25 protein-coding genes are annotated in these 22,624 nt (G+C 71.4%); 10 read left to right on the forward strand and 15 right to left on the reverse strand.

Features of this window, described 5'->3' with window-relative positions:
- The first annotated feature begins 118 nt into the window (after window positions 1–118).
- Window positions 119–1,126, forward strand: coding sequence for a LacI family DNA-binding transcriptional regulator (locus ACEZDG_RS20755; RefSeq protein ID WP_380511751.1), 1,008 nt, complete (start codon window positions 119–121; stop codon window positions 1,124–1,126).
- Window positions 1,127–1,133: 7 nt separating this feature from the next.
- Here the strand turns inward: ACEZDG_RS20755 and ACEZDG_RS20760 are convergent, their stop codons facing one another.
- Complete coding sequence (locus ACEZDG_RS20760; protein ID WP_380511753.1) at window positions 1,134–1,667, reverse strand: VanZ family protein; 534 nt, start codon at window positions 1,665–1,667, stop codon at window positions 1,134–1,136.
- A gap of 339 nt (window positions 1,668–2,006) precedes the next feature.
- Between ACEZDG_RS20760 and ACEZDG_RS20765 the strand changes: the two genes are divergently transcribed.
- On the forward strand, window positions 2,007–2,480 hold the full coding sequence (locus ACEZDG_RS20765) for an NUDIX hydrolase (protein WP_380511755.1): 474 nt from the start codon (window positions 2,007–2,009) through the stop codon (window positions 2,478–2,480).
- Here the strand turns inward: ACEZDG_RS20765 and ACEZDG_RS20770 are convergent.
- From ACEZDG_RS20770 to ACEZDG_RS20780, 3 genes are read right to left on the reverse strand one after another with little or no spacing between them, the layout of a single operon-like run.
- On the reverse strand, window positions 2,438–3,142 hold the full coding sequence (locus ACEZDG_RS20770) for a hypothetical protein (protein ID WP_380511757.1): 705 nt from the start codon (window positions 3,140–3,142) through the stop codon (window positions 2,438–2,440). The genes ACEZDG_RS20765 and ACEZDG_RS20770 overlap by 43 nt on opposite strands.
- Complete coding sequence (locus ACEZDG_RS20775) at window positions 3,139–3,891, reverse strand: endonuclease/exonuclease/phosphatase family protein (RefSeq protein ID WP_380511759.1); 753 nt, start codon at window positions 3,889–3,891, stop codon at window positions 3,139–3,141. The genes ACEZDG_RS20770 and ACEZDG_RS20775 overlap by 4 nt, the downstream gene beginning before the upstream one ends.
- Window positions 3,888–5,246 carry a hypothetical protein gene (locus ACEZDG_RS20780; RefSeq protein ID WP_380511761.1) on the reverse strand — a complete coding sequence of 453 codons (1,359 nt, stop codon included), beginning with the start codon at window positions 5,244–5,246 and terminating at the stop codon, window positions 3,888–3,890. Before ACEZDG_RS20780 ends, ACEZDG_RS20775 begins: the two co-directional genes overlap by 4 nt.
- Window positions 5,247–5,457: 211 nt before the next feature.
- Here ACEZDG_RS20780 and ACEZDG_RS20785 point away from each other — a divergent pair, with 211 nt between their 5' ends.
- Window positions 5,458–5,787 (forward strand): STAS domain-containing protein, encoded by a 330-nt coding sequence (locus ACEZDG_RS20785; protein ID WP_380511763.1) that lies wholly within the window; start codon window positions 5,458–5,460, stop codon window positions 5,785–5,787.
- Between the two features lie 18 nt (window positions 5,788–5,805).
- On the opposite strand, the gene ACEZDG_RS20790 is transcribed toward ACEZDG_RS20785, so the two are convergent.
- On the reverse strand, window positions 5,806–6,915 hold the full coding sequence (locus tag ACEZDG_RS20790) for a LacI family DNA-binding transcriptional regulator (RefSeq protein ID WP_380511765.1): 1,110 nt from the start codon (window positions 6,913–6,915) through the stop codon (window positions 5,806–5,808).
- Between the two features lie 225 nt (window positions 6,916–7,140).
- On the opposite strand from ACEZDG_RS20790, the gene ACEZDG_RS20795 reads away from it, so the two are divergent.
- A complete protein-coding gene (locus ACEZDG_RS20795; protein ID WP_380511767.1) occupies window positions 7,141–7,941 on the forward strand; it encodes an HAD family acid phosphatase in 801 nt (266 codons plus the stop codon).
- 61 nt (window positions 7,942–8,002) lie between these two features.
- Here the strand turns inward: ACEZDG_RS20795 and ACEZDG_RS20800 are convergent, their stop codons facing one another.
- A complete protein-coding gene (locus ACEZDG_RS20800) occupies window positions 8,003–9,499 on the reverse strand; it encodes an MFS transporter (protein WP_380511769.1) in 1,497 nt (498 codons plus the stop codon).
- 152 nt (window positions 9,500–9,651) lie between these two features.
- Here ACEZDG_RS20800 and ACEZDG_RS20805 point away from each other — a divergent pair, with 152 nt between their 5' ends.
- Window positions 9,652–10,419 carry a TetR/AcrR family transcriptional regulator gene (locus ACEZDG_RS20805; RefSeq protein WP_380511771.1) on the forward strand — a complete coding sequence of 256 codons (768 nt, stop codon included), beginning with the start codon at window positions 9,652–9,654 and terminating at the stop codon, window positions 10,417–10,419.
- Here ACEZDG_RS20805 and ACEZDG_RS20810 read toward each other — a convergent pair.
- From ACEZDG_RS20810 to ACEZDG_RS20830, 5 genes are all read right to left on the reverse strand, one after another.
- On the reverse strand, window positions 10,386–11,336 hold the full coding sequence (locus ACEZDG_RS20810; RefSeq protein ID WP_380511773.1) for a cytochrome c oxidase assembly protein: 951 nt from the start codon (window positions 11,334–11,336) through the stop codon (window positions 10,386–10,388). The genes ACEZDG_RS20805 and ACEZDG_RS20810 overlap by 34 nt on opposite strands.
- 80 nt (window positions 11,337–11,416) lie before the next feature.
- On the reverse strand, window positions 11,417–12,412 hold the full coding sequence (locus ACEZDG_RS20815) for a 2-hydroxyacid dehydrogenase (RefSeq protein ID WP_380511775.1): 996 nt from the start codon (window positions 12,410–12,412) through the stop codon (window positions 11,417–11,419).
- Window positions 12,413–12,482: 70 nt separating this feature from the next.
- On the reverse strand, window positions 12,483–13,508 hold the full coding sequence (locus ACEZDG_RS20820) for a 6-phosphofructokinase (protein ID WP_380511777.1): 1,026 nt from the start codon (window positions 13,506–13,508) through the stop codon (window positions 12,483–12,485).
- A gap of 238 nt (window positions 13,509–13,746) precedes the next feature.
- Window positions 13,747–14,478: a type 1 glutamine amidotransferase gene (locus tag ACEZDG_RS20825; RefSeq protein ID WP_380511779.1), complete on the reverse strand. Its 732-nt coding sequence runs from the start codon at window positions 14,476–14,478 to the stop codon at window positions 13,747–13,749.
- Between the two features lie 18 nt (window positions 14,479–14,496).
- Window positions 14,497–15,765 carry a MurT ligase domain-containing protein gene (locus ACEZDG_RS20830; protein ID WP_380511781.1) on the reverse strand — a complete coding sequence of 423 codons (1,269 nt, stop codon included), beginning with the start codon at window positions 15,763–15,765 and terminating at the stop codon, window positions 14,497–14,499.
- Window positions 15,766–15,856: 91 nt separating this feature from the next.
- On the opposite strand from ACEZDG_RS20830, the gene def reads away from it, so the two are divergent.
- Window positions 15,857–16,411 (forward strand): peptide deformylase, encoded by a 555-nt coding sequence (def, locus tag ACEZDG_RS20835; protein WP_380511783.1) that lies wholly within the window; start codon window positions 15,857–15,859, stop codon window positions 16,409–16,411.
- On the opposite strand, the gene ACEZDG_RS20840 is transcribed toward def, so the two are convergent.
- Window positions 16,402–17,076 (reverse strand): TetR family transcriptional regulator, encoded by a 675-nt coding sequence (locus ACEZDG_RS20840; RefSeq protein WP_380511785.1) that lies wholly within the window; start codon window positions 17,074–17,076, stop codon window positions 16,402–16,404. The two genes, def and ACEZDG_RS20840, sit on opposite strands and share 10 nt — an antisense overlap.
- Window positions 17,077–17,173: 97 nt before the next feature.
- Between ACEZDG_RS20840 and ACEZDG_RS20845 the strand changes: the two genes are divergently transcribed.
- The 4 genes from ACEZDG_RS20845 to ACEZDG_RS20860 all read left to right on the forward strand — a co-directional run bounded on the left by ACEZDG_RS20845 (window position 17,174) and on the right by ACEZDG_RS20860 (window position 20,450).
- Window positions 17,174–18,415: an acyl-CoA dehydrogenase family protein gene (locus ACEZDG_RS20845; protein ID WP_380511787.1), complete on the forward strand. Its 1,242-nt coding sequence runs from the start codon at window positions 17,174–17,176 to the stop codon at window positions 18,413–18,415.
- 220 nt (window positions 18,416–18,635) lie between these two features.
- Complete coding sequence (locus tag ACEZDG_RS20850) at window positions 18,636–19,829, forward strand: alanine--tRNA ligase-related protein (protein ID WP_380511789.1); 1,194 nt, start codon at window positions 18,636–18,638, stop codon at window positions 19,827–19,829.
- 4 nt (window positions 19,830–19,833) lie between these two features.
- Window positions 19,834–20,079, forward strand: a complete 246-nt coding sequence (locus ACEZDG_RS20855; RefSeq protein ID WP_380511790.1) for a hypothetical protein — start codon at window positions 19,834–19,836, stop codon at window positions 20,077–20,079.
- Entirely contained in the window at window positions 20,079–20,450 is a 372-nt protein-coding gene (locus ACEZDG_RS20860) for a toxin Doc (RefSeq protein WP_380511792.1), read from the forward strand. Before ACEZDG_RS20855 ends, ACEZDG_RS20860 begins: the two co-directional genes overlap by 1 nt.
- 2 nt (window positions 20,451–20,452) lie before the next feature.
- Here the strand turns inward: ACEZDG_RS20860 and ACEZDG_RS20865 are convergent, their stop codons facing one another.
- From ACEZDG_RS20865 to ACEZDG_RS20875, 3 genes are all read right to left on the reverse strand, one after another.
- Window positions 20,453–21,631, reverse strand: a complete 1,179-nt coding sequence (locus tag ACEZDG_RS20865; RefSeq protein ID WP_380511794.1) for an MBL fold metallo-hydrolase — start codon at window positions 21,629–21,631, stop codon at window positions 20,453–20,455.
- A gap of 74 nt (window positions 21,632–21,705) precedes the next feature.
- Entirely contained in the window at window positions 21,706–22,161 is a 456-nt protein-coding gene (locus ACEZDG_RS20870) for a MaoC family dehydratase (RefSeq protein WP_380511795.1), read from the reverse strand.
- Window positions 22,162–22,208: 47 nt separating this feature from the next.
- Entirely contained in the window at window positions 22,209–22,562 is a 354-nt protein-coding gene (locus ACEZDG_RS20875; RefSeq protein WP_380511797.1) for a pyridoxamine 5'-phosphate oxidase family protein, read from the reverse strand.
- Between the last annotated feature and the right edge of the window lie 62 nt (window positions 22,563–22,624).

Consider the following 22,624-nt stretch of genomic DNA (forward strand, 5'->3'; position numbering starts at 1 on the left):
GGCGACGTCAGAACCCGCCCCGGCTCCGGCCGGGGCGGGCTTTGGCGTGCCCGTGATTCTGTCTATAACTTGCAAGAAACATTTCAAGTCTTGCGTTGAATCGGGTAGATTAAGACCCATGACGAGACTCTCCGAAGTTGCCAAGTTCGCCGGCGTGAGCGAGGCATCCGTCCGCCGGGTACTCAACGAGAGGCCAGGGACCACGGAGGCGACCCGGAACTCGGTACTGACCGCGATCGACGTGCTCGGCTACACCCGGCCGACCCCGATGCGCTCCAAGAAGTCCCGCCTGGTCGGCCTGGTCGTCCCCGACCTGCAGAACCCGATCTTCCCCGCCTTCATCGAGGTGCTCTGCGCCGCGCTCAACAAGCGCGAGCTGCTGCCCGTGCTGTGCACCCGCACCGCCGACGGGGTCTCCGAGAGCACCTACATCGACATGCTGCTCAAGCAGGACACGGCCGGCATCGTCTTCGTCGGCGGCAGCTACGCCGACGCGGGCCCGGAGCAGTGCGCCAGGCTCCGCGAGATCGGCCTGCCCACCGTGCTGATCAACGCGGCGGACGAGAACACCGACGTCTGCCAGGTCTGGGTGGACGACGCCATCGCCGTGGACCAGTCGCTGGACCACCTCACCGCCCTCGGCCACGAGCGGATCGGCCTGATCCTCGGCCCGGCCGGCCACATGCCGTCCATGCGCAAGCTGGCCGCCTACGTCGGCTACTGGGAGCGGCGCGGCGTCGACGTCGACTGGCGCCGGCTGGTCGCCCACACCGTGTTCTCGATGGAGGGCGGCAGCACCGCGGTCAACCGGCTGCTGGCCGAGGGGGTCACCGCGGTGGTGTGCGGCAGCGACGCGCTCGGCCTCGGCGCGATCCGGGCCGCCCGCAGGCGCGGGCTGGAGATCCCCGAGGACCTCTCGGTGGTCGGCTTCGACGACTCCCCGCACATGGTCGTCACCGAGCCCCCGCTCACCACCGCCCGGCAGCCGGTACGGGCCATGGCGGCGGCGGTGATGGCCTCGCTGATGTCGCAGATCAACGGCCGCCCGGTACCGACCGAACCGCTGCTGTTCGAGCCGGAGCTGATCGTCCGCAACTCCACCGGGGTCCCCCGCCCGCGCGGGTGACCCGCCGTCAGGCCGGGCTGCGCCGCCGCGGTTTCGGCAGTCGTCGCCGCGGCGGTCGCCGCCCCAGCAGCCGCTGCCACCAGTGCCGGTGCCCCGGGTGGACCCGCAGCGACAGGTAGCGGCCGACCGGGACGTACCCGATCACCGCGCCGATCGCGGCCAGGATCAGGTCGTCCACGTCGAAGGACCGGCCCTCGATGAAGTAGTGCTGCGCCAACTCCAGGACCAGCACCACGAAGAGGGTGGTCAGCAGCACCCGCAGCAGGCCCCGGGCGCGCGGGGTGATCATCGGCAGCAGCAGGCCGAAGGGCACCCCGATCAGGATGTTCCCGCCGATCTGCAGGATCGCCTGATGGACCGAGGGCTGGTTCAGGTACAGCCGGATCGACTTCCCCGGATGCAGATTGGTGTGCGCGATCCCCACCGAGGCGGGGGACGGGGTCAGCGTCAGCTTCACCACCACCGCGGCGCACACCGCGAAGGCCAGCAGCGCGACCGTACCGACCAGGGCCCGCAGGATCTGCGTCCCCAGACTGCGCACGGGGCGCCGCCGCTCGGGCGCCGGCGCTGCCTTCGCTGCCGCGACGGGAGCACTCCCTGCCACTGCCGTCCTGCGTCTCATCCCTGTGCCTTCCCCAGTTCGAACTCCCGCGCGGCACCGATCGATCTCCCGCCCCGCACACCGTCTACCCAGGACCGGGCGATCCACCCTTCGGCCCGGGTGCAACCCGATCGGGTGAGAATCCAGCACCGGGGCTCCCGGCTTGGAGTGTTCCGCTCCTGGACATGCCGTTTTCATGCAGACTGGGCACCCTTATCCTGGCGCCCCGCGCCGTCGGGAGCACCGACGGCCGGCCCCGACTGCGGACTGTGGAGTGAGATGCGGACGATCAGAGTGGAACCGGTGAAGGACCACAACCGCCTGGCGGCGGCCGTCGTCCTTCACCGGGACACCGTCCTGCTGGTGCGCCGCAGTGAGCGGGAGCTGTTCCTGCCCAGGGTGTGGGGGGTCCCCTGCGGCAAGGTGGAGCAGGGGGAACTCCCCGAACACGGCGCTCTGCGCGAGCTGCGGGAGGAGGCGGGCCTCGCGGGGGAAGTGCTGGCGGCAGCCGGCGAGCGGAGTTTCGCCAGCCAGTGGAACGGCCGGACCGTGCACAACATCCAGTCCAACTTCCTGGTGCGTCCGCTGACCTTCGACATCGTGCTTCCCGCGAGCGATCAGGCCTACGAGTGGCTGCCGCTGCGCGCGTTGGAGTCGCGCGGCCTGGACGCCCACAATCTGGGGACGATCCGCCAGGCCCTGCGCGCGGCTCAGCCGAGCAGTGACCTCAGCGATCTGAGCGCCTCGACGTAGTCGGCCGGGTCCAGTGGACGCTTCGGCGCCGTCGGCGGCACCGGCGTGCCGACGGCGGTGTAGACGTCGGTGTGGGCCCGCTCGGTCGCCGTCTCCAGGAACAGGGTGACCGTGCGCACGTCGGGATTCCGGACGATCCGGTGCCGTGCCTCGGCTTCCAGGCAGTACCGGGTCCCTCGGGCCAGCCGCAGATCGGCCCGGAGCCGCAGCCGGGCCGGGCCGCGCGGGCGGATCAACCACTCCCCGGTGGTGATGCGCTCCTCGTGTGCCGCGAACACCTCGCCGGCGGGATCGGGTTCGTAGAGCCGCATCCCGAGGTCGCCCAGCAGGACGGCCGAGGCGAAGCCGAAGCGGTGGTTGTGGATGTGCTCGGTGGTCCCGGGCTCCGCGGTCGGCCCGGTCCTCGGCCAGATGTGGGCGCGCAGCATGTAGTGCGGCTCGCCGACCAGCAGCATCAGCTTCTCGAAGCCCAGCGCGTGGCGATAGGAGAAGGCCGCCCGCGCGGCGGTCTCCGGGCTCGGGGCGTCCTCCACCAGGGCGTCCAGCAGCGGGGCGGTCAGTCCGCTGCCGACCAGGGCCCCGAGCGCGCCGAGCGCGGCCTGGGCCGAATCCGCGCCCTCGACGATCCGGCGAACCGCGCCGATCGCTCCCGCCCCGGTCACGGCTTGAGCTCCAGGGTCACCGCGCACAGGGCGTGGTCGGAGAACCCGAACCGCACCGAACTGCTCCGCAGCAGGAACTCGGGTCCGAACAGGACGTCGTCCACCGCCATGCCGATCGGTGACGTCCCGGCCGTGACGGCGCTCCGCAACGGGCGTTCCGGCAGCCGGTCCATGAGCAGACTCCTCCGTTCGCTGTTGAGGTCGGCGCAGACCACCAGCGGCCCGGCCGGCAGCGCGTTGATGAACGAGGCGAGCCCGGTCCAGACCCCGCGCACCGAAGGGTCGTCCGGTGCGGTCCGGAAGAGATGGAACGGCGGCAGGTGGACGCAGCCGACCCAGACCTGCCGGCCGCCGAGCGACTGGCGGCCGAACAGCATCCCCTTCTCCCAGGTGACCAGTTCCCGGTCGGGGGTGGTCCGGCGCAGCCCCGGATTGGGCAGCAGCGACCGCACCCCCTCGCTCCACGGCTCCCGGCCCAGCAGGGCCAGCCCGGCCCGGCCGCCGGCCAGGTGCATCGCCGGGGAGTAGGGAAAGTACAGCCGGTGCGGCAGCCCGGCGGCCACAGCCACCGCGTCCAGCAGCGGCGACCCGCCATCGGGGTCGAACGGGGCCTCCTGTACGGCGAGCACGTCCGGACCGTGCCGGTGGACGGCCTCGGTGAGTGCGTCGGCCACGGTGCCCCCCGGGTCGCGGACCGGTACCCCCTCGCGGATGTTCCAGCTGACCACCCGCAACTGACCGGCCGTCACCGGGTGGTTCCCAGGCCGTTCAGCGCCCAGGCCTGGAGCACCGCGAGGCCCTGGTAGGTCATCCAGAGCGGCTGGGCCTCCCGGTCGTTGCGCCACTCCCAGACCCCGTCGCGCTGCTGGGCGTACACCTCGGCGACGGCCTGTTCCAGGCGGGAGCGCAGGGGCCCGGCGAGGTCCGGTGTGCCTCGTACCGTCTCAGGTCCCGCGCTCATCAGCGCCTTGGCCACCCAGGCGGCGGTGAAGTGGCTGATCATGGCGTGGTCCACTCCCACCGCCGGGGGTATCGCCGGCCGGCGCAGGTGCTCGGTCTGCGGGGTGAACCGGTCGTTCTCCACCAGCCAGGCGACCGCCTGGTCGAGGGCATGGCGGGAACGCCCCTCCTCGCCGAGCACCCGGGCCGTCCTGGACAGGGCGAGGACGGCGTGGGCGGTGTGGGCGGGAGAGGGCAGCGACTGGTAGTGGGAGCTCGTACCGGTGCGCAGCGAGTGGCCCCAGCAGAGCAGTCCGCCGTGCTCCGGATCGGGCACGGCCCCGGCCACCAGCTCGGTGCGCAGCCGTCCGAGCAGCGGGGACCGCGGCATGGCCCTGAGCAGGCCGCGCATCACCGCCGTCACCACATAGGTCCGGGACAGCCCCTCCGGATCCTCCCCCGGGGCGGTCATCCGCTCCAGCGCGGCAACGCCGTCGGCGATCCCGGCGCTGTCGGCGCCGGCCCGGCTGAGCGCGCCGAGCACCAGCGCGGTGACCTCCGGACGGCCGACCCCGGTGCCGGTGCGTGCGGCCCAGCCGCCGTCCGGCAGCCGGAGCCGCCACAGCGTGTCCACCAGGCCCGAGGTCTCGAGCAGGCCGTCGGCACCCCCGAGGGTGAGCACGGTGTGCAGGCCGTAGGCGGTGCCGATGGCGGTCGGGCGCTGCCCCGACTCGCTCTCCTCGATGAAGTGCGCCCACCCGGTGAGCCGCCCCTGCTGCGGATCGTCCACGGTCGACCGGCTTCGCAGCAGGGCCTCCGTGGTACCCCGCAGCAGCGGAGCGAGCGAGCCGGGCGACCGGTCGGCGCCGGTCGCCGGCGCCGGCTGCGCCGTGTTCCGCTGCTCGGCCCGGCTCCTGGCCAGCAGGGCGCTCAGCAGTACCAGGGCGCCGGCCGAGAGTCCGGCGGTGCCGGCCAGCCCGTAGCGGGCCGCGTCGCCGGACAGCGAGTCGGGCAGCACACCGACCAGCGACTGGAAGACCGTGTACGCCGCCGCGAGCGGACCGTACCGGGACAGCTGCAGCAGGACGAGCGCGCTGCGATCGCGCTGCCCGACGGCCGGTGCGACGACGGTCGGCGGAATGGGTGGAAGTTGACGGACGGCCATGGAATCCCCCGCTGTTCACGGCCGACGGCCCCTGTCAAGCGGTCCTGTCCCACCAGTGTAGGGCTGGTGACGCCCTTTCAGGTCGGTCCGCGCAATGGCGGGCAACGGCACGTCATGGCAAAGGGTCGGTCCAGGAAATGACCACGGCATATTCATCCGGTGGGATCGGCATCTACATTGAGAACTTGCTCCGTAGGGGGAGGTGGGCAGCATGGCCGACAACGGCCGCCTCGCGGTCCTCGTCCTGGACGAGCGGCGGAGGGCGCAGATCCTGCTCGCGGGCGAACTCGACCTGGACGCCGCCGGACTGCTGGAGCAGAGCGTGGCGACCATCCTGGAGAGCCCCCGGGTCCGCCAGATCGAGGTCGACGTCGCCCTGGTGCTGTTCTGCGACGCGGGCGGCCTCAGCGCGCTGCTCGGCGCGCGGCACCGGGCCGAGCAGCGGCAGGTCCCGTTGTACCTGGTGCAGGTACGGGCGGTGCTGCAGAAGGTGCTGGACGCGTCGGGTCTGAATGGAATGTTCCGCCGCCCGGCCGAGTAGCGGGACTCCCGCCGGGCGTCAGCTGGAGCGGCGGACGATCAGCTCGGCCGGGGTGACCACGGAGGTCAGCGCCGCGGCCTCGTCCGGGCGGCCGTCGAACTCCAGCTGGAGCCGGTTCAGCAGCAGCCGGGCCATCAACCGGCCCATCTCCTCGATGTCCTGACGCACCGTCGTCAACGGGGGGCTGGCCCACTGGGCGGCGGTGTCGCTGTCGTCGTAGCCGACCACGGCGACGTCCTCCGGCACCCGCAGGCCGCGCTCGGCCAGCACCGCGAGCGCGCCCGCGGCCATCAGGTCCGAGCAGGCGAAGACCGCGTCCAGGTCCGGGCTGCGGTCGAGCAGCCGCTCCATGGCCCGGCGCCCGCCGGGTGCGGTGAAGTCGCCCTCCACCAGCAGGTCGGGGTCGCTGTCCGGGAAGTTCGGGAAGACGTCGCGGAAGCCGTCGAGCCGGTCCACCGACGAGGTCTGGTCCAGCGGTCCGGTGATCACCGCGATCCGGCGGCGGCCCCGGGCGACCAGGTGCTCGGCGGCGGCCCTGGCCCCGCCCCGGTTGTCGGTGTCGACATAGAGCGGAATCGACCCGGGCTCGCCCCACTCGGGCCGACCGCCGTAGACCACGGGCAGGCCGAGCCGGTCCACCATGACCGGCAGCGGGTTGTCCCGGTGCAGCGAGAAGATCAGCGCGCCGTCCACGTGCCCGGCCGCCAGATAGCGTCCGACCTGCGCGTAGTCCCCGGCGTCGGTCACCAGCAGCAGCACCAGCTGGACCGCTGCGGCGGACAGCTCACGGCCGATGCCGCGCAGCTGCTGGGCGAAGAACGGGTCGGAGAAGACCCGGCTCTCCGGTTCGGCCACCACCACGGCCACCGCGTCGTGCCGACGGGTCATCAGCGTCCGGGCCGCCGGGTTGGGGACGTACCCCAGTTCCTCCACCGCTTTGCGGACCTTCGCCTGGACGTGCAGCCGCACCCCGGCCCCACCGTTGACCACCCGTGAGGCGGTCGCCCTGGACACCCCGGCGAGCGCCGCGACCTGCTGCAGGGTCGGCCGTCCGAGGGCGGCCGAGCCGGGGCCGGGCGGGCTGGTGCGCGGTGCGCTTGGCTGGGTGTCGTCGGACTGCGTCGTCATCGCACCATCATCGTTTGCGCGGGCGCGGTGGTGTCCACCGGGTCGCAATCGTTGGCCAAGCGTGTTCAATGGCGTTGCCGGGAGATTTCCGCCCAGCTCAGCCGGTGTGCGGACACTGCCTTCCTGCTTCGCGCGTAGACAACGCGCATAGACAGCTCTTGACCGGCTCTCACCTGGACCCCTACGGTCTGTCAGATCTCGACCCTCCGAAGGAGCCAGCACTCCATGAGCATGAGCACACGCACCCTCGGCAAGCACTCGCAGAAGTTCGGCATCCTTGCGATCGGCGTCGTCGCCGGCGCTGTGGTCGCAGGTGGCAGCTTCGCCATGGCCGACACCTCAGCGCCCCGGTCCGACAAGCAGATCACCAACATGACCGACGAGGTCTCGCAGATCAAGGCGTACTACGGCGACACCGTGGACGCCGGCGGCGAGCACTTCGCCTCCGCGGACAGCAACTACGCGATCCAGGTCAACGGGATCGAGGCCAAGGCCGAGAAGTACCTGGCCAGCAAGATCAAGCACGACAGGACCGGCAAGAAGGCCATCGTCCTCGATGTCGACGACACCTCGCTGTCGACCTACAACTACGAGATCGAGACGACCTTCGTCTACAACCCGACCAGCAACGCCAACTACATCGCGACCAAGACCATGCCGGCCGTGTTCGGCATGAACACCCTGGCCAGCTGGGCGCAGAAGCAGGGCTACACGGTCTTCTACATCACCGGCCGCCCGGAGTCGCAGCGCTCCTACACCGCCGCCAACCTGGCCGCCGTGGGCTTCCCGACCGCCGACGTGTCGCACCTGTTCCTGAAGAACAGCGCGGCCCCGCCGTCGTACCTGACCTGCGCGACCCCGACGTACACCTGCACCACGATCCAGTACAAGTCGCAGACCCGCGCGTACATCGAGAGCCAGGGCTACGACATCGTCGGCAACTTCGGCGACCAGTACAGCGACCTGTCCGGCGGCTACGCCGACCAGACGTACAAGATCCCCAACCCGATGTACTTCCTGCCGTAGCGTTCCCGCGTCAGCGCACACGGCCCCCGCCATCCGGCAGGGGCCGTTGCTGTGCCTGCGGCTACTCCTCGACGGGCGCGGGTTCCGGCCGGGCCATCCGGGGGAGGCCGAAGCCGACCGCTGCCGCGACCAGCAGGGCGGCGGCGGTGCAGCCCATGGTCCAGCCGGTGGCCTGGACGAAGCCGCGGCTGGAGGCCCAGCTGAAGAAGCCGGTGCCGAGCGCCGCGATGCCGATGGAACCGCCGAGCTGCTGCACGGCGTTGAGCACGCCGGCCGCCGAGCCGGACTCCTGGTCGGTGACCCCGGCCAGGGCGATGTCGAAGAACGGGGCGATCAGCAGGCCCATGCCGAGGCCGGTGACGGCGAGCCCGGCGATCAGGTCCCAACTGGTGATGTGCAGGCCCCAGTGGGAGTAGGAGGCCCAGAGCCCGAGCACCCCTGCGGTCATCACCAGCATGCCGACGTGCAGCACCTTGCGTCCGTACTTCGGGCCGAGCACGGCGCCGGACAGGCCCGCGCCGACCGCGATGCCGAGCGACATCGGGATCATGGTCGATCCGGCGTGCATCGCGGTCCAGCCGGAGCCGAGCTGCATCATCAGGGTGAGGCCGAACATCAGGCCGGACATCGCGGCGAAGAAGAAGATGCCGACGCCGAGCGCCGAGGTGAAGGCGCGGTTGCGGAACAGGCTGGGCTCGACCAGCGGCGAGCCGCCCGAGGTCCGCAGCCGGCGCTGGTACCACCCGAAGACTCCGAACAGCGGCACGGAGCCGGCCATGGACAGGTAGGTCCAGATCGGCCAGCCGAGGTCGCGGCCCTGCACCAGCGGGTAGATCAGCAGCAGCACGGCCGCGCTGAGCAGCACCATGCCGACCAGGTCGAGCCTGGTCGCACCGGGGGTGCGGGTGTTCTTCGGGAACAGCTTCCAGGCCAGCACGACTCCGGCGAGGCCCAGCGGGATGTTGATCAGGAAGACCATGCGCCAGCCGGTCCCGAGGATGTCCGCGGTGACCAGGAAGCCGCCGAGGACCGGGCCGAGCACCGAGGACAGGCCCATCACCGGGCCGAAGGCGGCGAACGCCCCGCCGACCTCCTTGGGCGGGAAGACCTCGCGCATGATGCCGAGGCCCTGCGGGATCATCAGCGCGGCGAAGGCGCCCTGGACGGCGCGGGAGCCGATCAGCATCCCGGAGTCCACCGAGACCGCGCAGAGCGCGGAGAAGAGGGTGAAGCCGAAGGTGCCGATCAGGAACATCCGGCGGCGGCCGACCAGGTCGCCGAGCCTGGCCCCGGTGATCAGCAGCACGGCGAAGGTCAGCGTGTAGGCGGCGCCGATCCACTGGAGTTGCGAGGTGCCGCCGCCGAAGTCCTCGTGGATGGCGGGGGAGGCGATGCTGACGATGGTGGTGTCGAGCAGGTCCATGACCTCGGCGACCAGGATGGTTCCGAGGATCCACCACCGCCAGCGGTAGCTGGGGCCCGGCGGATCGGGCTCCGGAGCGGAGCCGGCTATCGGTGCGGTGGCAGGTGCGGCCGTTTCGGTCTGGTTGGTGGACATGGGTACCCCCGGTGGACGGACAGTGAGAGGGCGAACGCTGTTCGTAGTAACGAACGGTGTTCACTTACGAACACCGTTCTACTGGCGAACGCCGTTCGTGTCAACTAGGGTGGGAGCCGATCAACCAGATCCGCGCAGCGCGAGGAGCCCGTGTGAACGCAACCGCCAGGCCCACCTGGCCCAGCCCGTGGGCCGCGCCGGAACCCCGGAACCCCAAGCGCCGCACCCTCAGCCGTGAGCTGATCGTGGAGACGGCGCTGGCCATCGTCGACGCCGAGGGCCTGGACGCGCTGAGCATGCGCCGGGTCTCGCAGGAGCTGAACACCGGCCCCGCGTCCCTGTACGCGCATGTCGGCAGCAAGGACCAACTGGTCGAGCTGGTGCTCGACCTGGCCCACGCCGACCTGGTGCACCCCGTGGCCGACCCCGGGCAGTGGCGCGAGCAGGTGAAGGAGTTCCTGAGCCAGGCCCGGGACAACCTGATCTCCCACAACGACCTGGCCAGGGCGGCCCTGGTCTCCAACATCCCGACCCTGCCGCACCAGCTGGACGCGGCCGAGACGCTGATCGTGCTGCTCAGGACCGGCGGGCTGCCGGAACAGGTGGTCGCCTACGGGGTCGACCTGCTCGCCCTCTACCTCGTCGCCTCGGCCCATGAGGTGAGCCAGCGGCGCGGCCACGACAACGCCCCGGCGGATCAGGAGCAGACCGAGGCCTATCTGGACGGCGTCCGCTCCTACTTCGGCTCACTCCCGCCGGAGCGCTACCCCGCGCTGCTGTCGATGATCGGGCCGCTGACCCGCAACGTGGGCGACGAGCGCTGGGAGTTCGGCGTCGACGTCATCCTCGCCGGACTCGAGCAGGCCGCCCGGTCCGGAGGTGCCGCTCAGGCCGAGCGCCGCTCCAGCGAGGCCAGGTAGGCGTTGTAGGCGTTCAGCTCGCTGTCGCCGTCCCGGTCCGCGGTGCGGTCCTTGCGCCGGGAGACCCGCTCCTCCGACCTGGCCCACTGGAAGGTCAGCGAGATCAGCACGATGAAGGTCGGGATCTCGCTGAAGGCCCAGGCCAGGCCGCCGGCCAGGTGCTGGTCGGTGATCGGGTCCACGTGCAGCGAGGCCATCGGGTGCGCGAACGAGGTCACCATCAGCCCGGAGGCCATCATCACCGCGATGCCGAAGAAGGCGTGGAACGGCATCCCGATGAACAGCTCCAGCATCCGCATCAGGTGCCCGGGACGGTGCGGGCCCGGGTCCACGCCCATGATCGGCCAGAAGAACAGCAGTCCCACGCCCAGGAAGTGGGCCATCATCAGGGTGTGCCCTGCGGTCGAGCGCATCAGGAAGTCGAACAGCGGGGTGAAGTAGAGGCCGTAGAGGCTGGCGATGAACAGCGGGATGGTGAAGGCCGGGTGCGAGACCACCTTCACGTAGCGCGAGTGCAGCAGCTTCACCAGCAGGTCGCGCGGGCTGAACCGGCCCTTCGCGGCCGGCAGCGCCCGCAGTGCCAGGGTGATCGGCGCGCCCAGCAGCAGGATGATCGGCGACAGCATCGACAGCACCATGTGCTGCATCATGTGCGCGCTGAGCAGCTGCATCCCGTACTCGTCCAGCCGGGTGCAGGTGACCAGGGCGACGGTGACCGTGCCGAGGACCCAGGCCACGGTGCGGCCGGCCGGCCAGGAGTCGCCGCGCCGCCGCAGCCGCAGCACCCCGCCGAGGTACAGCACCAGCATCAGCACGCAGCCGACCAGGAACGGCCAGTCCGCCGACGGGTCCAGGGCCAGCGCCCGGCCGAGGGTCAGCGGGGGGAGGTCGTGTCCCATGCCCGGCATGTCACCCATCAGCTGTCCCTGCTTCCCTGGTCGTGCCACTGTCCTGAACCAGGGTAGGACTGTCCGCTTTGCTCCCTGTACGCACCCCTCTACTTGCGTGGGATCAGCGTGTTCTCGCTCGTCCGTCCGGCCAGGAAGTCGTCGACGTTGGCCAGGGTGGTGTCGATGATCTGGCCCACCGCGGTGCTGGTGAAGTACGCCTGGTGCGAGGTCACCAGGACCTGGGGGAAGGTCATCAGCCGGGCCAGGGTGTCGTCGGTGACCACCTCCAGCGAGCGGTCGAAGAAGAACAGCCCGGTCTCCTCCTCGTAGACGTCCAGGCCGACCCCGCCCAGGTGGCCCGAGCGCAGCGCCTCGACCAGGGCGGCGGTGTCGACCAGGCCGCCGCGGCTGGAGTTGACCAGGATCGCGTCCCGCTTCATCCGTCCCAGCGCGCTGCCGTCCACCAGGTGGTGGGTGTCGGGCAGCAGCGGGACGTGCAGGCTGACCAGGTCGGACTCGGCCAGCAGCTGCTCCAGCGGGGTGTACTCCATACCCAGCTCCAGGCAGGCCGGGTTCTGCGCCACGTCCCAGCCCAGCAGTCTGGTGCCGAAGCCGTGGGCGATCCGGGTGAAGCACTCGCCGATCTTGCCGGTGCCGATCACCCCGACCGTCATCCCGTGGATGTCCCGGCCCATCAGCCCGTCCAGGCGGAAGTCGAACTCCCGGGTACGCAGGGCCGCCCGGGTGATCCGCCGGTTCACCGCCAGCGCCAGGGTCCAGGCGAACTCGGCGACGGCGTAGGGGGAGTAGTAGGAGACCCGGGCGACGGTCAGGCCCAGCTCCTCGGCCACCGCGAGGTCGATGTTGTTGAAGCCGGTGGAGCGCTGGGCGATCATCCTGGTCCCGCCCGCGGCCAGGATCCGCAGCGCGGAGGCGTCCAGGCTGGCGTTGACGCTGGTGCTGATCACCTCGTGTCCGGCCGCCAGCGGCGCGGTGTCGGTATTGAGGAACACCTCCAGGCAGTGCACGTCGTGCCGCCCCGCGAAGGCCTTCTCGATCAGGGGCTTCTCATCGGCCTGTACGCCGTAGGCGAGGATCTCCATGGGGCCACGCTAAGCGGAGGCCCCCCGTCCGGCATTCCGGACGGGGGGCCTCCGCGCAGTCGGCGGTGCGTCAGATGACGGTCTCGGCCTCGGCGTAGCGCTCGGCCGGGACGGTCTTCAGGTCGGCCACCGCCTCGGCCAGCGGCACCAGGTTGATCTGGGTGCCCTGCAGCGCGGTGATGTGCCCGAAGGCGCCCTTGTGCACCGCCTCGACGGCGTGCCAGCCGAAGCGGGTGGCGAGCACCCTGTCGTACGCGGTGGGGGTGCCGCCGCGCTGGACGTGGCCGAGGATGACCGGCTTGGCCTCCTTGCCCAGCCGGTGCTCCAGCTCCATGGACAGCTGGGTGGCGACACCGGTGAAGCGCTCGTGGCCGTAGATGTCCACGGTGCCCTCCTCCCAGTGCATGGTGCCGGGCTCGGGCTTGGCGCCCTCGGCGCAGACCACGATGGCGAACTTCTTGCCGCGCTCGAACCGCTCCCGGACCACCTCGGTGACCCGGTCGATGTTGAAGGGACGCTCCGGCACGATGATCGCGTGCGCCCCGGCGGCCATGCCGGCGTGCAGCGCGATCCAGCCGGTGTGGCGGCCCATCAGCTCGACCACCATGACCCGCTGGTGCGACTCGGCGGTGGTCTTCAGCCGGTCCAGGGCCTCGGTGGCCACCGAGACCGCGGTGTCGAAGCCGAAGGTGACATCGGTGCAGGCGATGTCGTTGTCGATGGTCTTGGGTACGCCCACGATGGGCAGCCCGCCGTCCGACAGCAGTCGGGCGGCCTTGAGGGTGCCCTCGCCGCCGATCGGGATGATCCCGTCGAGGCCGAGCTCCTTGCAGTAGTCCCTGGCCCGGGCCACCCCGTCCCTGAGGTGGCTCGGCTGGACCCGGGTCGAGCCGAGGATGGTCCCGCCCTGGGCCAGGATGCCGCTCACCGAGTCCAGGGTGAGCTCGCGGTACTGGCCTTCGAGCAGGCCCTTCCACCCGTCCTCGAACCCGATGATCTCGTCGCCGTGGTCGACCACGCCGCGGTGGACCACGGAACGGATCACGGCGTTCAGACCCGGGCAGTCCCCGCCGCTGGTCAGCACACCAATACGCATCGCTTTACAACTCCCGAGCAGAACCGGAAAACCGGACATTTGCCCCATCGTGATGATAACGCCGCGGCCTCCGGTCGGGCTCGGGCGCACGTGGAACGGCTCCTTCGCCATCCACGCGGGGGTTCTTCCCTGCTCTGCGCGTCCGCACGCCCCTGACGGGAGCGGCCCTGCTCCCTGACGGGCGGTGCACAGCCATTGTGCCGGACTACTCGCCGGAGCACTGACCTACTGGGTGGGACTACTGGACCGGCAGCTGCACCGCGGCGATGCGCTCGGCGCGCAGCGCGTCGTACCAGGTGTTGTCGGCCGGGGGCAGTGCGCTGACGTCCAGTGCGAGCTTGATCAGCAGATCCGCCACGGCCGGGTTGCGGGCGAGGATCGGACCGTGCAGATAGGTGCCGAAGACGGTGTCCCGCCAGGCGCCCTCGGTACCGTCCCCGGTACCGTTGCCGCCGCCGACGGTGACCCGCGCCAGCGGGGACACCCCCTGGCCCAGGTGGGTGATGCCCTGGTGGTTCTCGAACCCGGTCAGGGTGGGCAGACCGAGTCGCGGGTCGGGCTCGGCCAGGATGTCGCCGACATTGCGGACGCCCTCGCCGCGGGTGCTCCAGACGTCCAGCAGGCCGAGGCCCGGTGTGCGCTGGCCCCGGTCGTCGATGAACTCGTGGCCCATGATCTGGTAGCCGGCGCAGACGCCGAGCACGATCGCGCCGTTCTCGACCGCGCGGTGCAGGCCCGGGTCGGCCCGCAGCCGCTCGCCGGCCAGCCGCTGCGGCCGGTCCTCGCCGCCGCCGATCAGGTAGATGTCGCCGCTGGTCGGCACCGGCTGGTCGGACCGGACGTCGATCCTGGCCACGTCCAGCCCGCGCTGGCGCGCCCGGCGCTCCACGACCAGGACGTTGCCCCGGTCGCCGTAGGTGCTCAGCAGGTCCGGGTACACCCAGACCAGTCGCAGTGCGCTCTCGCTCATGTCAGTGAGTCCTCTTCGTCAGCCGCGCACGTCGCGGCGCAGCTGCTGGAACGCCGTGTAGTTGGCGATGGCCTCGATCCGCCCGGGCGGGGCCGAGGCCACCGCCTGCGCCAGCGAGTCCACCACCTGGAAGTGGACCCCGGCCACCTCCAGCCGTACGGCCAGGTCCAGCTTGCGCTGGCCCATCACGAAGACGGGGTGGCCGACCAGGCGCTCGTAGTCGACGTCCCACAGCCAGGAGGTGTCGGTGCCGTCGGCGGACAGCGCGTTCACCGACAGGATCACCGGGGCCGGGGCCGGGTCGATCAGGGTGAAGGTCTCCAGCCAGCCGGCCGGGTTCTTCGCCAGCAGCAGCCGCACCTCGCGACCGCCGACGTTCACCGACTCGTAGCGCCCGGCGACGGCCTGGACCGACTCCATCCGCTGCAGCGCCACCTGCGGGTGCACCCCGAAGACGGCGGCCACGGCGGCCGAGCTGGTGGCGTTGGAGAGGTTGGCCCGGCCGGGGAGCTGCAGCCGGATCGGCCAGGACGAGCCCTGCGGGTCCAGCACCTGGTCGTTCTGCAGCGCCCAGTGCGGCTGCGGGCGGCGGAAGCCGCAGGAGGCGCAGAACCAGTCCTCGCCCGGACGCTGCATCACCCCGCCGCAGCTGGGGCAGGACCAGGCGTCCTCGCGGTAGGCCTGCCCGGCCGCCACCCAGACCACCTTGCGGCTGGAGGAGGCAGCCCAGGTGACCAGCGGGTCGTCGGCGTTGGCGATGATCACGGCGTCGCTGCCCTGCAGGCCCTCGCGCCAGTGCTCGGCCAGCATCCGGGTCTCCGAGGAGCGGTCCAGCTGGTCCCGGGAGAGGTTGAGCAGCGCGATCGCCTTGGGGGCGGTGTCCCTGGCGACGCCGACCAGGTACTTCTCGTCCACCTCGATCACGCCGAAGCGGGCCTCGGAGCCGTCGGCCAGGGCGGAGGTGATCCCGGCGGGCATGTTGGCGCCCAGCGCGTTGGAGACCACCGGGCCCGCCGCCTTCAGCGCCTCGGCGATCAGCCGGGTGGTGGTGGTCTTGCCGTTGGTCGCCGAGACCAGCACCACGTCCAGGTTCTCGGCCAGGCTGCGCAGCAGGTCCGGGTCGAGCCGCAGCGCGACCTTGCCGCCGATCACGGAGCCGCTGCCGCGTCCGGCGGTCCGCGAGACCGCGGCCGCGACCTTGCCCGCCGTGACGGCGAGTTTGGCGCGCGGGGGCAGCGTGGCCGAAGGGGCGGCGGTGCGGAAGCCCGGCTCGGGGTTCGCTGGCATCGTGGTGGCTCTCCTCCTCGGATCAGACGGGGTCAGCCTACCGGCACCGGCGATTCCGCCAAGCGGCAGCACCGCGAATAGGCTCTGCGGCATGGCACGCAACCGTCCCCGGATCCCAGGCAGCAGCGGCACCGTCCACCCGGTCACACCCTGGGCGGAGCCGGTACTCCGTACGGCTTGCGGGACCGTCACCAGCTTCGACGACCAGCTCGGACGCCTGGTCGAGGACCTCTTCGCGACCATGTACGCGGAGGACGGGGTCGGACTGGCGGCCAATCAGATCGGGGTCGGGCTGCGGGTGTTCGTCTACGACTGCCCCGACGACGAGGATGTCCGCCATCTGGGACACCTGGTCAATCCGGTGCTGGTCGAGGCCGACGGGGTGCGGGTGCGCGGCGAGGAGGGCTGCCTCTCACTGCCGGGGCTGCGGGCGCAGACCCCGCGCTGGGACCGGGCCCTGGTGCGGGGTCAGGACCTGGACGGCGCGGAGGTCGAGGTGGAGGGGACCGGCTTCTTCGCCCGCTGCCTGCAGCACGAGACCGGGCACCTGGACGGCGGGGTGTTCCTGGACCACCTGGGCGGCCTGCGGCGGCTCCGGGCCGAGCGCGAGGTGCGCCGCGCGAGCTGGTACCGGCCTCAGGCCTGAACCTCAGGTTTAGGGTGAGAGTCGGGGTTGATCTCGGGCTGAGGTTCTGGTTCCGGCGCAGGTCCCGGCGCTGCCGCCGGAGGCCGCTCGGCCGCCGCGGCGAGCCGGCCCCAGAGCAGTTCGGCCAGCGTCTGCACCATCCGCTCGCGCGGGAAGGGCCGCTGCTCCAGCCACCAGTCGCCGGCCGCGAGCACCATCCCGGTGATCGCCTGGCCCCAGGCCTCGGCCACCACGGCGCTGTCCGGGCCCAGGTCCACCTGCGCGTTCATCGCGCCGCTCAGCTCGTCCGCGATCAGCCGCAGCGCCGGCGCCAGCGGGCCGGCCGGGGAGAGGCCGTCCGCGGCCGGGTCGGGGTGCGCCAGGAAGCGGTAGACCTGCGGCCGGGCCTCGATCGCCGCGAGATAGGTGTCGAGCACCGCCTCCACCCGGTCCCGGCGCTCCAGCGGCAGCGCCAGCGCGGCGCGCACCGCGTCCAGCAGTACGGCGGTGTGGCGCTCGGCGAGGGCGCGGTAGAGGCCGTGCTTGTCGCCGAAGTGGCGGTAGAGGATCGGCTTGGTGATGCCCGCCTCCGCCGCGATGGTGTTCATGCTGGCCCGGGGCCCGTCGCGGCGCACGACGCGGTCGGCGGCGTCCAGCAGCTCGCTGCGGCGGTCGGGCATTGACATTCCTTACTCCTGGGTAACAAGATGAGTACTCAGTTACCCAAGGTAACAGCAAGCCAGCCCCACACCACGTGCGACCAGCCCGGGAGACATACCGACCATGACTGCCTTCAGCCTCGACCTCAGCGAGGACCAGATCGCCGTTCGCGACTGGCTGCACGGCTTCGCGGCCGACGTGATCCGCCCGGCCGCGGCGGAGTGGGACGAGCGCGAGGAGACGCCCTGGCCGGTGATCCAGGAGGCCGCCAAGGTCGGCATCTACTCCCTGGACTTCTTCGCCGCCCAGCAGTTCGACCCCACCGGCCTCGGCATCCCGATCGCCATGGAGGAGTTGTTCTGGGGCGACGCCGGCATCGGCCTGGCGATCGTCGGCAGCGCGCTCGCCGCGGTCGGCGTGGTCGCCAACGGGACGCCCGAGCAGGTCGGCCTGTGGGCCCCGCAGATGTTCGGCACCCCGGACGACGTCAAGGTCGCCGCCTTCTGCTCCTCCGAGCCGGACGCGGGGTCGGACGTCGCCGCGATGCGCACCCGCGCCGTCTACGACGAGGCCACCGACGAGTGGGTGCTCAACGGCACCAAGACCTGGGCCACCAACGGCGGCATCGCCCACGTCCATGTGGTGGTCGCCTCGGTGGACCCGGCGCTGGGGGCGCGCGGCCAGGCCTCCTTCATCGTCCCGCCCGCGACGCCGGGGCTGAGCCAGGGTCAGAAGTTCAAGAAGCACGGCATCCGCGCCTCGCACACCGCCGAGGTCGTGCTCGACAACGTCCGGGTGCCGGGGGACTGCCTGCTCGGCGGCAAGGACAAGCTGGACGAGCGGCTGGCCCGGGCCCGCGAGCGGGCAGCGGCGGCGGCCCGCGGCGAGCGCGCCGAGCAGGTCAAGAACGCGGCGATGGCGACCTTCGAGGCCTCCCGCCCGGCCGTCGGCGCCCAGGCGGTGGGCGTGGCCAGGGCCGCGTACGAGGTGGCGCTCGACTACGCCAAGACCCGGGAGCAGTTCGGCCGCCCGATCATCGACAACCAGGGCATCGCCTTCACCCTCGCCGACATGCGCACCCGGATCGACGCGGCCCGGCTGCTGGTCTGGCGGGCCTCCTGGATGGCGAACAACAACAAGCCCTTCACCGCGGCCGAGGGCTCCATGTCCAAGCTCTACGCCGGCGAGACCGCCAAGTGGGTCACCGCCCAGGCCATCCAGATCCTCGGCGGCAACGGCTACACCCGCGAGTACCCGGTGGAGCGGATGCACCGCGACGCCGCGATCTACACGATCTTCGAGGGCACCAGCGAGATCCAGCGCCTCGTCATCGCCCGCACCCTCTCCGGTCTGCCGATCCGGTAGAAACTCGAGGGAGATCGGGTCGGCGGGCTGTTAGCCTCGGGGGTATGGACGTCAGTACGCGCAGCTTCGCCGCAGCCGCACGAGCTATCCGCTCGTCGGTTGCCGCCGCCTGACTCCGTACGTTCAGTCTCCCGGTGACCGGAAACGGTCCGCCGGTGTGAGGAAACACGACGCCAGCCGCAGGCCCTTCCGGTCGTCCATGACCCGAAGGGCCTCCGCTGTGAACACCGAACAGACCGTCAGCACCTTTCTCGACTTCTTCCGTGAGCGCGGGCACCGGCCCGTCACCGGCAGCACCCTGCTCCCGCCGCCCGGCGACCCGGTGCTGTTCACCACCTCGGGGATGCACCCGCTCACCCCCTATCTGGAGGGCCGCCCGCACCCGCTCGGGCGGCGGCTGCTCAACGTCCAGCGCTGTCTGCGCACCACCGACCTGGACGAGGTCGGCGACCGGACCCATCTGACCGTGTTCGAGATGCTGGGCTCCTGGTCGCTCGGCGACTACGGCGGCCCGCAGAGCCTGCGCTGGGGGTACGAGCTGCTGCGCGACGGCTTCGGCATCCCGCACGACCGGCTGTACGTCACCGTCTTCGGCGGGGACGGGCAGGTGGGCCCCGACACCGGGTCGCTGCGGACCTGGGAGGAACTGGGGGTGCCGGTCGAGCTGACCCGCGAGGACAACTGGTGGTCCAACGGTCCCACCGGCCCCTGCGGACCTGACTCGGAGATCTTCGTCTGGACCGGCGGGGACGGCACCCCGCCGCAGGGCACCCCGGGCAGCGACCCGCGCTGGGTGGAGGTGTGGAACCACGTGATGATGCGCTACCGCCGCCACCAGGACGGCAGTCTGGAGCCGCTGGGCCAGGTCAATGTCGACACCGGCATGGGCCTGGAGCGGCTGGTGACGGTGCTTCAGGGGCAGCGCTCGGTGTTCGGGACCGACCTGTTCGAACCCTGGATGCGCATTCTTCCCGGGCTCTGGGGCCTGGCGGACGAGCCCTCGCTGCGCCTGGTCTGCGATCATCTGCGCTCCGGCGTCGTGGTCGTCGGCGACGGCGTGCTGCCGTCCAACACCGGGCGCGGCTATGTGCTGCGGCGGCTGATCCGGCGGGTGCTGACCACGCTGTGGCGCGAGGACCCGTCCCGCACCCTGTCCGACCTGCCGCCGGAGCTGCTGGAGCACACGCTGGACCGGTTCCGGCAGCCGTCGGACCAGGTCGACCGGATCCGCCGGGTGCTGCTGGACGAGGAGCGGCGGTTCTCCTCGCTGCTCGAACGCGGCCGGGTGGTGCTGGGCCGGCTCGGCCTCGGCGGCGACCTCACCGAGCAGGAGTACCGCTATCTGCACGACACCCACGGCCTGCCCCGCGATCTGGTGACCGGCCTGCTGTCGGGTACCGGTCTGGTACCGTGAGGGCATGCCAGCGCTCAATATCGAATTCACCGCCGAGGAGCTCGCCGCCGTCCGCGAGGAGGCCGCCGCTGCCGGCAAGTCCGTCAAGTCCTACGTCCATGACCTCTCGGTGCGGGAGCAGCAGCGCCGCGCGTTCGTCGCCGGGGCAGGGGAGTGGTACGAACGGCTGCTGCCGGAGTTCCAGGACCTGTGGCCCGAGAGTCTGCCACCCGAGTTGCGGAAGCCCGAAGGTGAGCAGGCCGCCGCCTGATGATCCTGCACATCGATCTGCCCTGGCTGCTCGACGTCCAGGAGCGCTTCCTCCCCGACCACATCACCGTCAGCGACTTCTCGGCCCTCGGCGCGGCGGTGGAACGCCATCGCTTCGCGCCGGTGACCCTCGGCCACGAACCCGACGCCGCATGGCGGGCGGCGGCCCTGATGCACACCATCCTCCGTCTTGAACCCCTGCCCACCATGAACCCGGTGTTCGCCTGCATGGTCGTCGGGCAGTACATGCACCAGTCCGGCGAGGGCATCAACCCGCCCTACGGGGCCATCGTCGAGCTGGCGAAGGAGATCGACGACAAGCTCGCCGGGGTCTTCCAGGTCGCCGAACGCATCCGGGCCTGGAAGATCTGACGTCAGACCGCGGCGCCCTCCGGCTCGGTGGTGGGCGTCCCGGTGGTCTCCTCGGTGGTCGGCGGCTCCGTGTCGGCCGCAGGGGCGGCGACCGCGCGCCACCAGGGGCGGAACTCGGGCAGCGCGGACGGTTCGAAGGGCTCGCCGGGCCGCGGGGTGGCGACCCTAACGCCCTCCGCCGCCGCGGCGGCCAGGGTGCGTTCGATCGGCTCGTCCCACGGGTGCGGGGCCAGGTCGAAGGTGGCCCAGTGGATCGGCAGCAGGACCGCGCCGCCGCCCAGGTCGCCGTGGGCGCGGACGCCCTCCTCGGGGGTCATGTGCACCTCGGGCCAGAACTCGCTGTAGGCGCCGATCTGCATCATGGTGGCGTCGAACGGGCCGTGCTGGGCGCCGATCTCGGCGAAGCCGGGGAAGTAGCCGGTGTCCCCGCTGTGGAACAGCCGGTGCTCGTTCCCGGCCACCACCCAGGACGCCCAGAGCTGGTGGGTGCCGGTGCGCAGGCCCCGGGCGCAGTAGTGCCGGGCCGGGGTCGCGGTCAGGGTGAGCCCGGCGACCCGGGCGGACTCGTTCCAGTCCAGTTCGACGATCCGGTCGGCCGGCACGCCCCAGTGCTCCAGGTGCGCGCCCACGCCCAGCGGCACGGCGAAGTCCGCGCCGGACCTGATCAGCTCGATCACGGCGTTCATGTCCAGGTGGTCGTAGTGGTCGTGGGACACCACGACCAGGTCCACCGGTCCGAGTTCGGCCAGCGGGATCGGATTGGGGTGCAGCCGGCGCGGCCCGAAGGCGGGGAACGGGGAGCAGCGCTCGCCCCAGACCGGGTCGAACAGCACCCGGCGGCCCTGGATCTCGGCCAGCACGGTGGCGTGGCCCATCCAGGTCAGCCGCAGTCCGTCGGCCGGGGCGACGGCCAGTTCCTCGGCGGTGACCCGGTGCACCGGGACGGCCGCGACCGGTCGGCTGCGCTTCTTGGTGAGTCCCGCCCGCAGTGCCCCGGGGACCGATCCGGGGACCAGTCGGCGGGTGCGCACCGGGTTGCGGAAGGCGCCGTCGACGAAGTGCGGAGAGCGTTCGATCCGGGCCAGCCGTTCGCCGGTGGGTTCGGCGCCGAAGGCGGTCGGCCGCAGATCGGCCGGTCGCAGGTCGGTGATGCGGGAGTACCACGGGCGGGGGCCGGGCACGGCGCCTCCTCAGACGGGAATCCTCGGGTTCCTGGGCAGCGTACCCGCGGCCGGCGGACGACGGCGCGTCAGCGTCAGGTGTAGAGGCGGGTGATGGTGTCGGCGACGCAGTGCGGCTTGCCGCCGTCCTTGCCGCTGATGGTGAACCGGACCACGGCCTGGACGCCGCCGGGGACCTCGCTCACCAACACCAGTTCGGCCGTCGCCCGGACGGCCGAGCCGACCGGCACCGGGGAGGGGAAGCGGACCTTGTCCGAGCCGTAGTTGACGGCCATCCGGATGTCGCCGCCGACGCTGTAGCACTCCTTGGCGAGCACCGGGATCAGCGACAGCGTCAGATAGCCGTGCGCGATGGTGGTGCCGAACGGGCCGTCCTTGGCGCGCTCGGGGTCCACATGGATCCACTGGTGGTCGCCGGTGGCCTCGGCGAAGAGGTTCACCTGCTGCTGGTCGATCGTGTGCCACTCGCTGGTGCCCAGTTCGGTGCCGACGGCGGCGGTGAAGTCGGCGAGGGAGGCGAAGGTCGCCATACGGACGCTCCTGTTCACGTGCGGTGCTGTGCCCAGGAGGCTACCGGCTATGCGCCGACCAGCACCGTGCCGCAGAGCATCTGCGGCACCAGCCGCAGCTCCTCGCCGTCGTCGAGGGCCTCGGCCCGTCCGTGCAGCATGACCGAGTGGCCGCGCAGGGTGGCCGGGTCCAGCTCCTCGGCCTGGAAGGCGACGATGCTGCCGTCGACCCGTTCGGCCAGCTGGGTGCCGGGCGGCGCGGCGAGCACCACCGCGCCGGAGTAGTCCAGCCGGAAGCGCACGGGCAGTACCACCGGCAGCGCATGCCGGGTGTAGACGACCCGTCCGATGGTGGTACGTCCGAGTAGTCGTAGACAGGCGTCCGGGGTCAGGGTGTCAGCGGTCAGATGGTTCGGGTCCATGTGTTCGAGTCTGTCCGCGAATAGTTCTTGGGACCAGGGCACATAGTCCTGTCTCAAGTGGG

This window comes from Streptacidiphilus alkalitolerans (assembly GCF_042511045.1).
Lineage (GTDB): Bacteria > Actinomycetota > Actinomycetes > Streptomycetales > Streptomycetaceae > Streptacidiphilus > Streptacidiphilus alkalitolerans.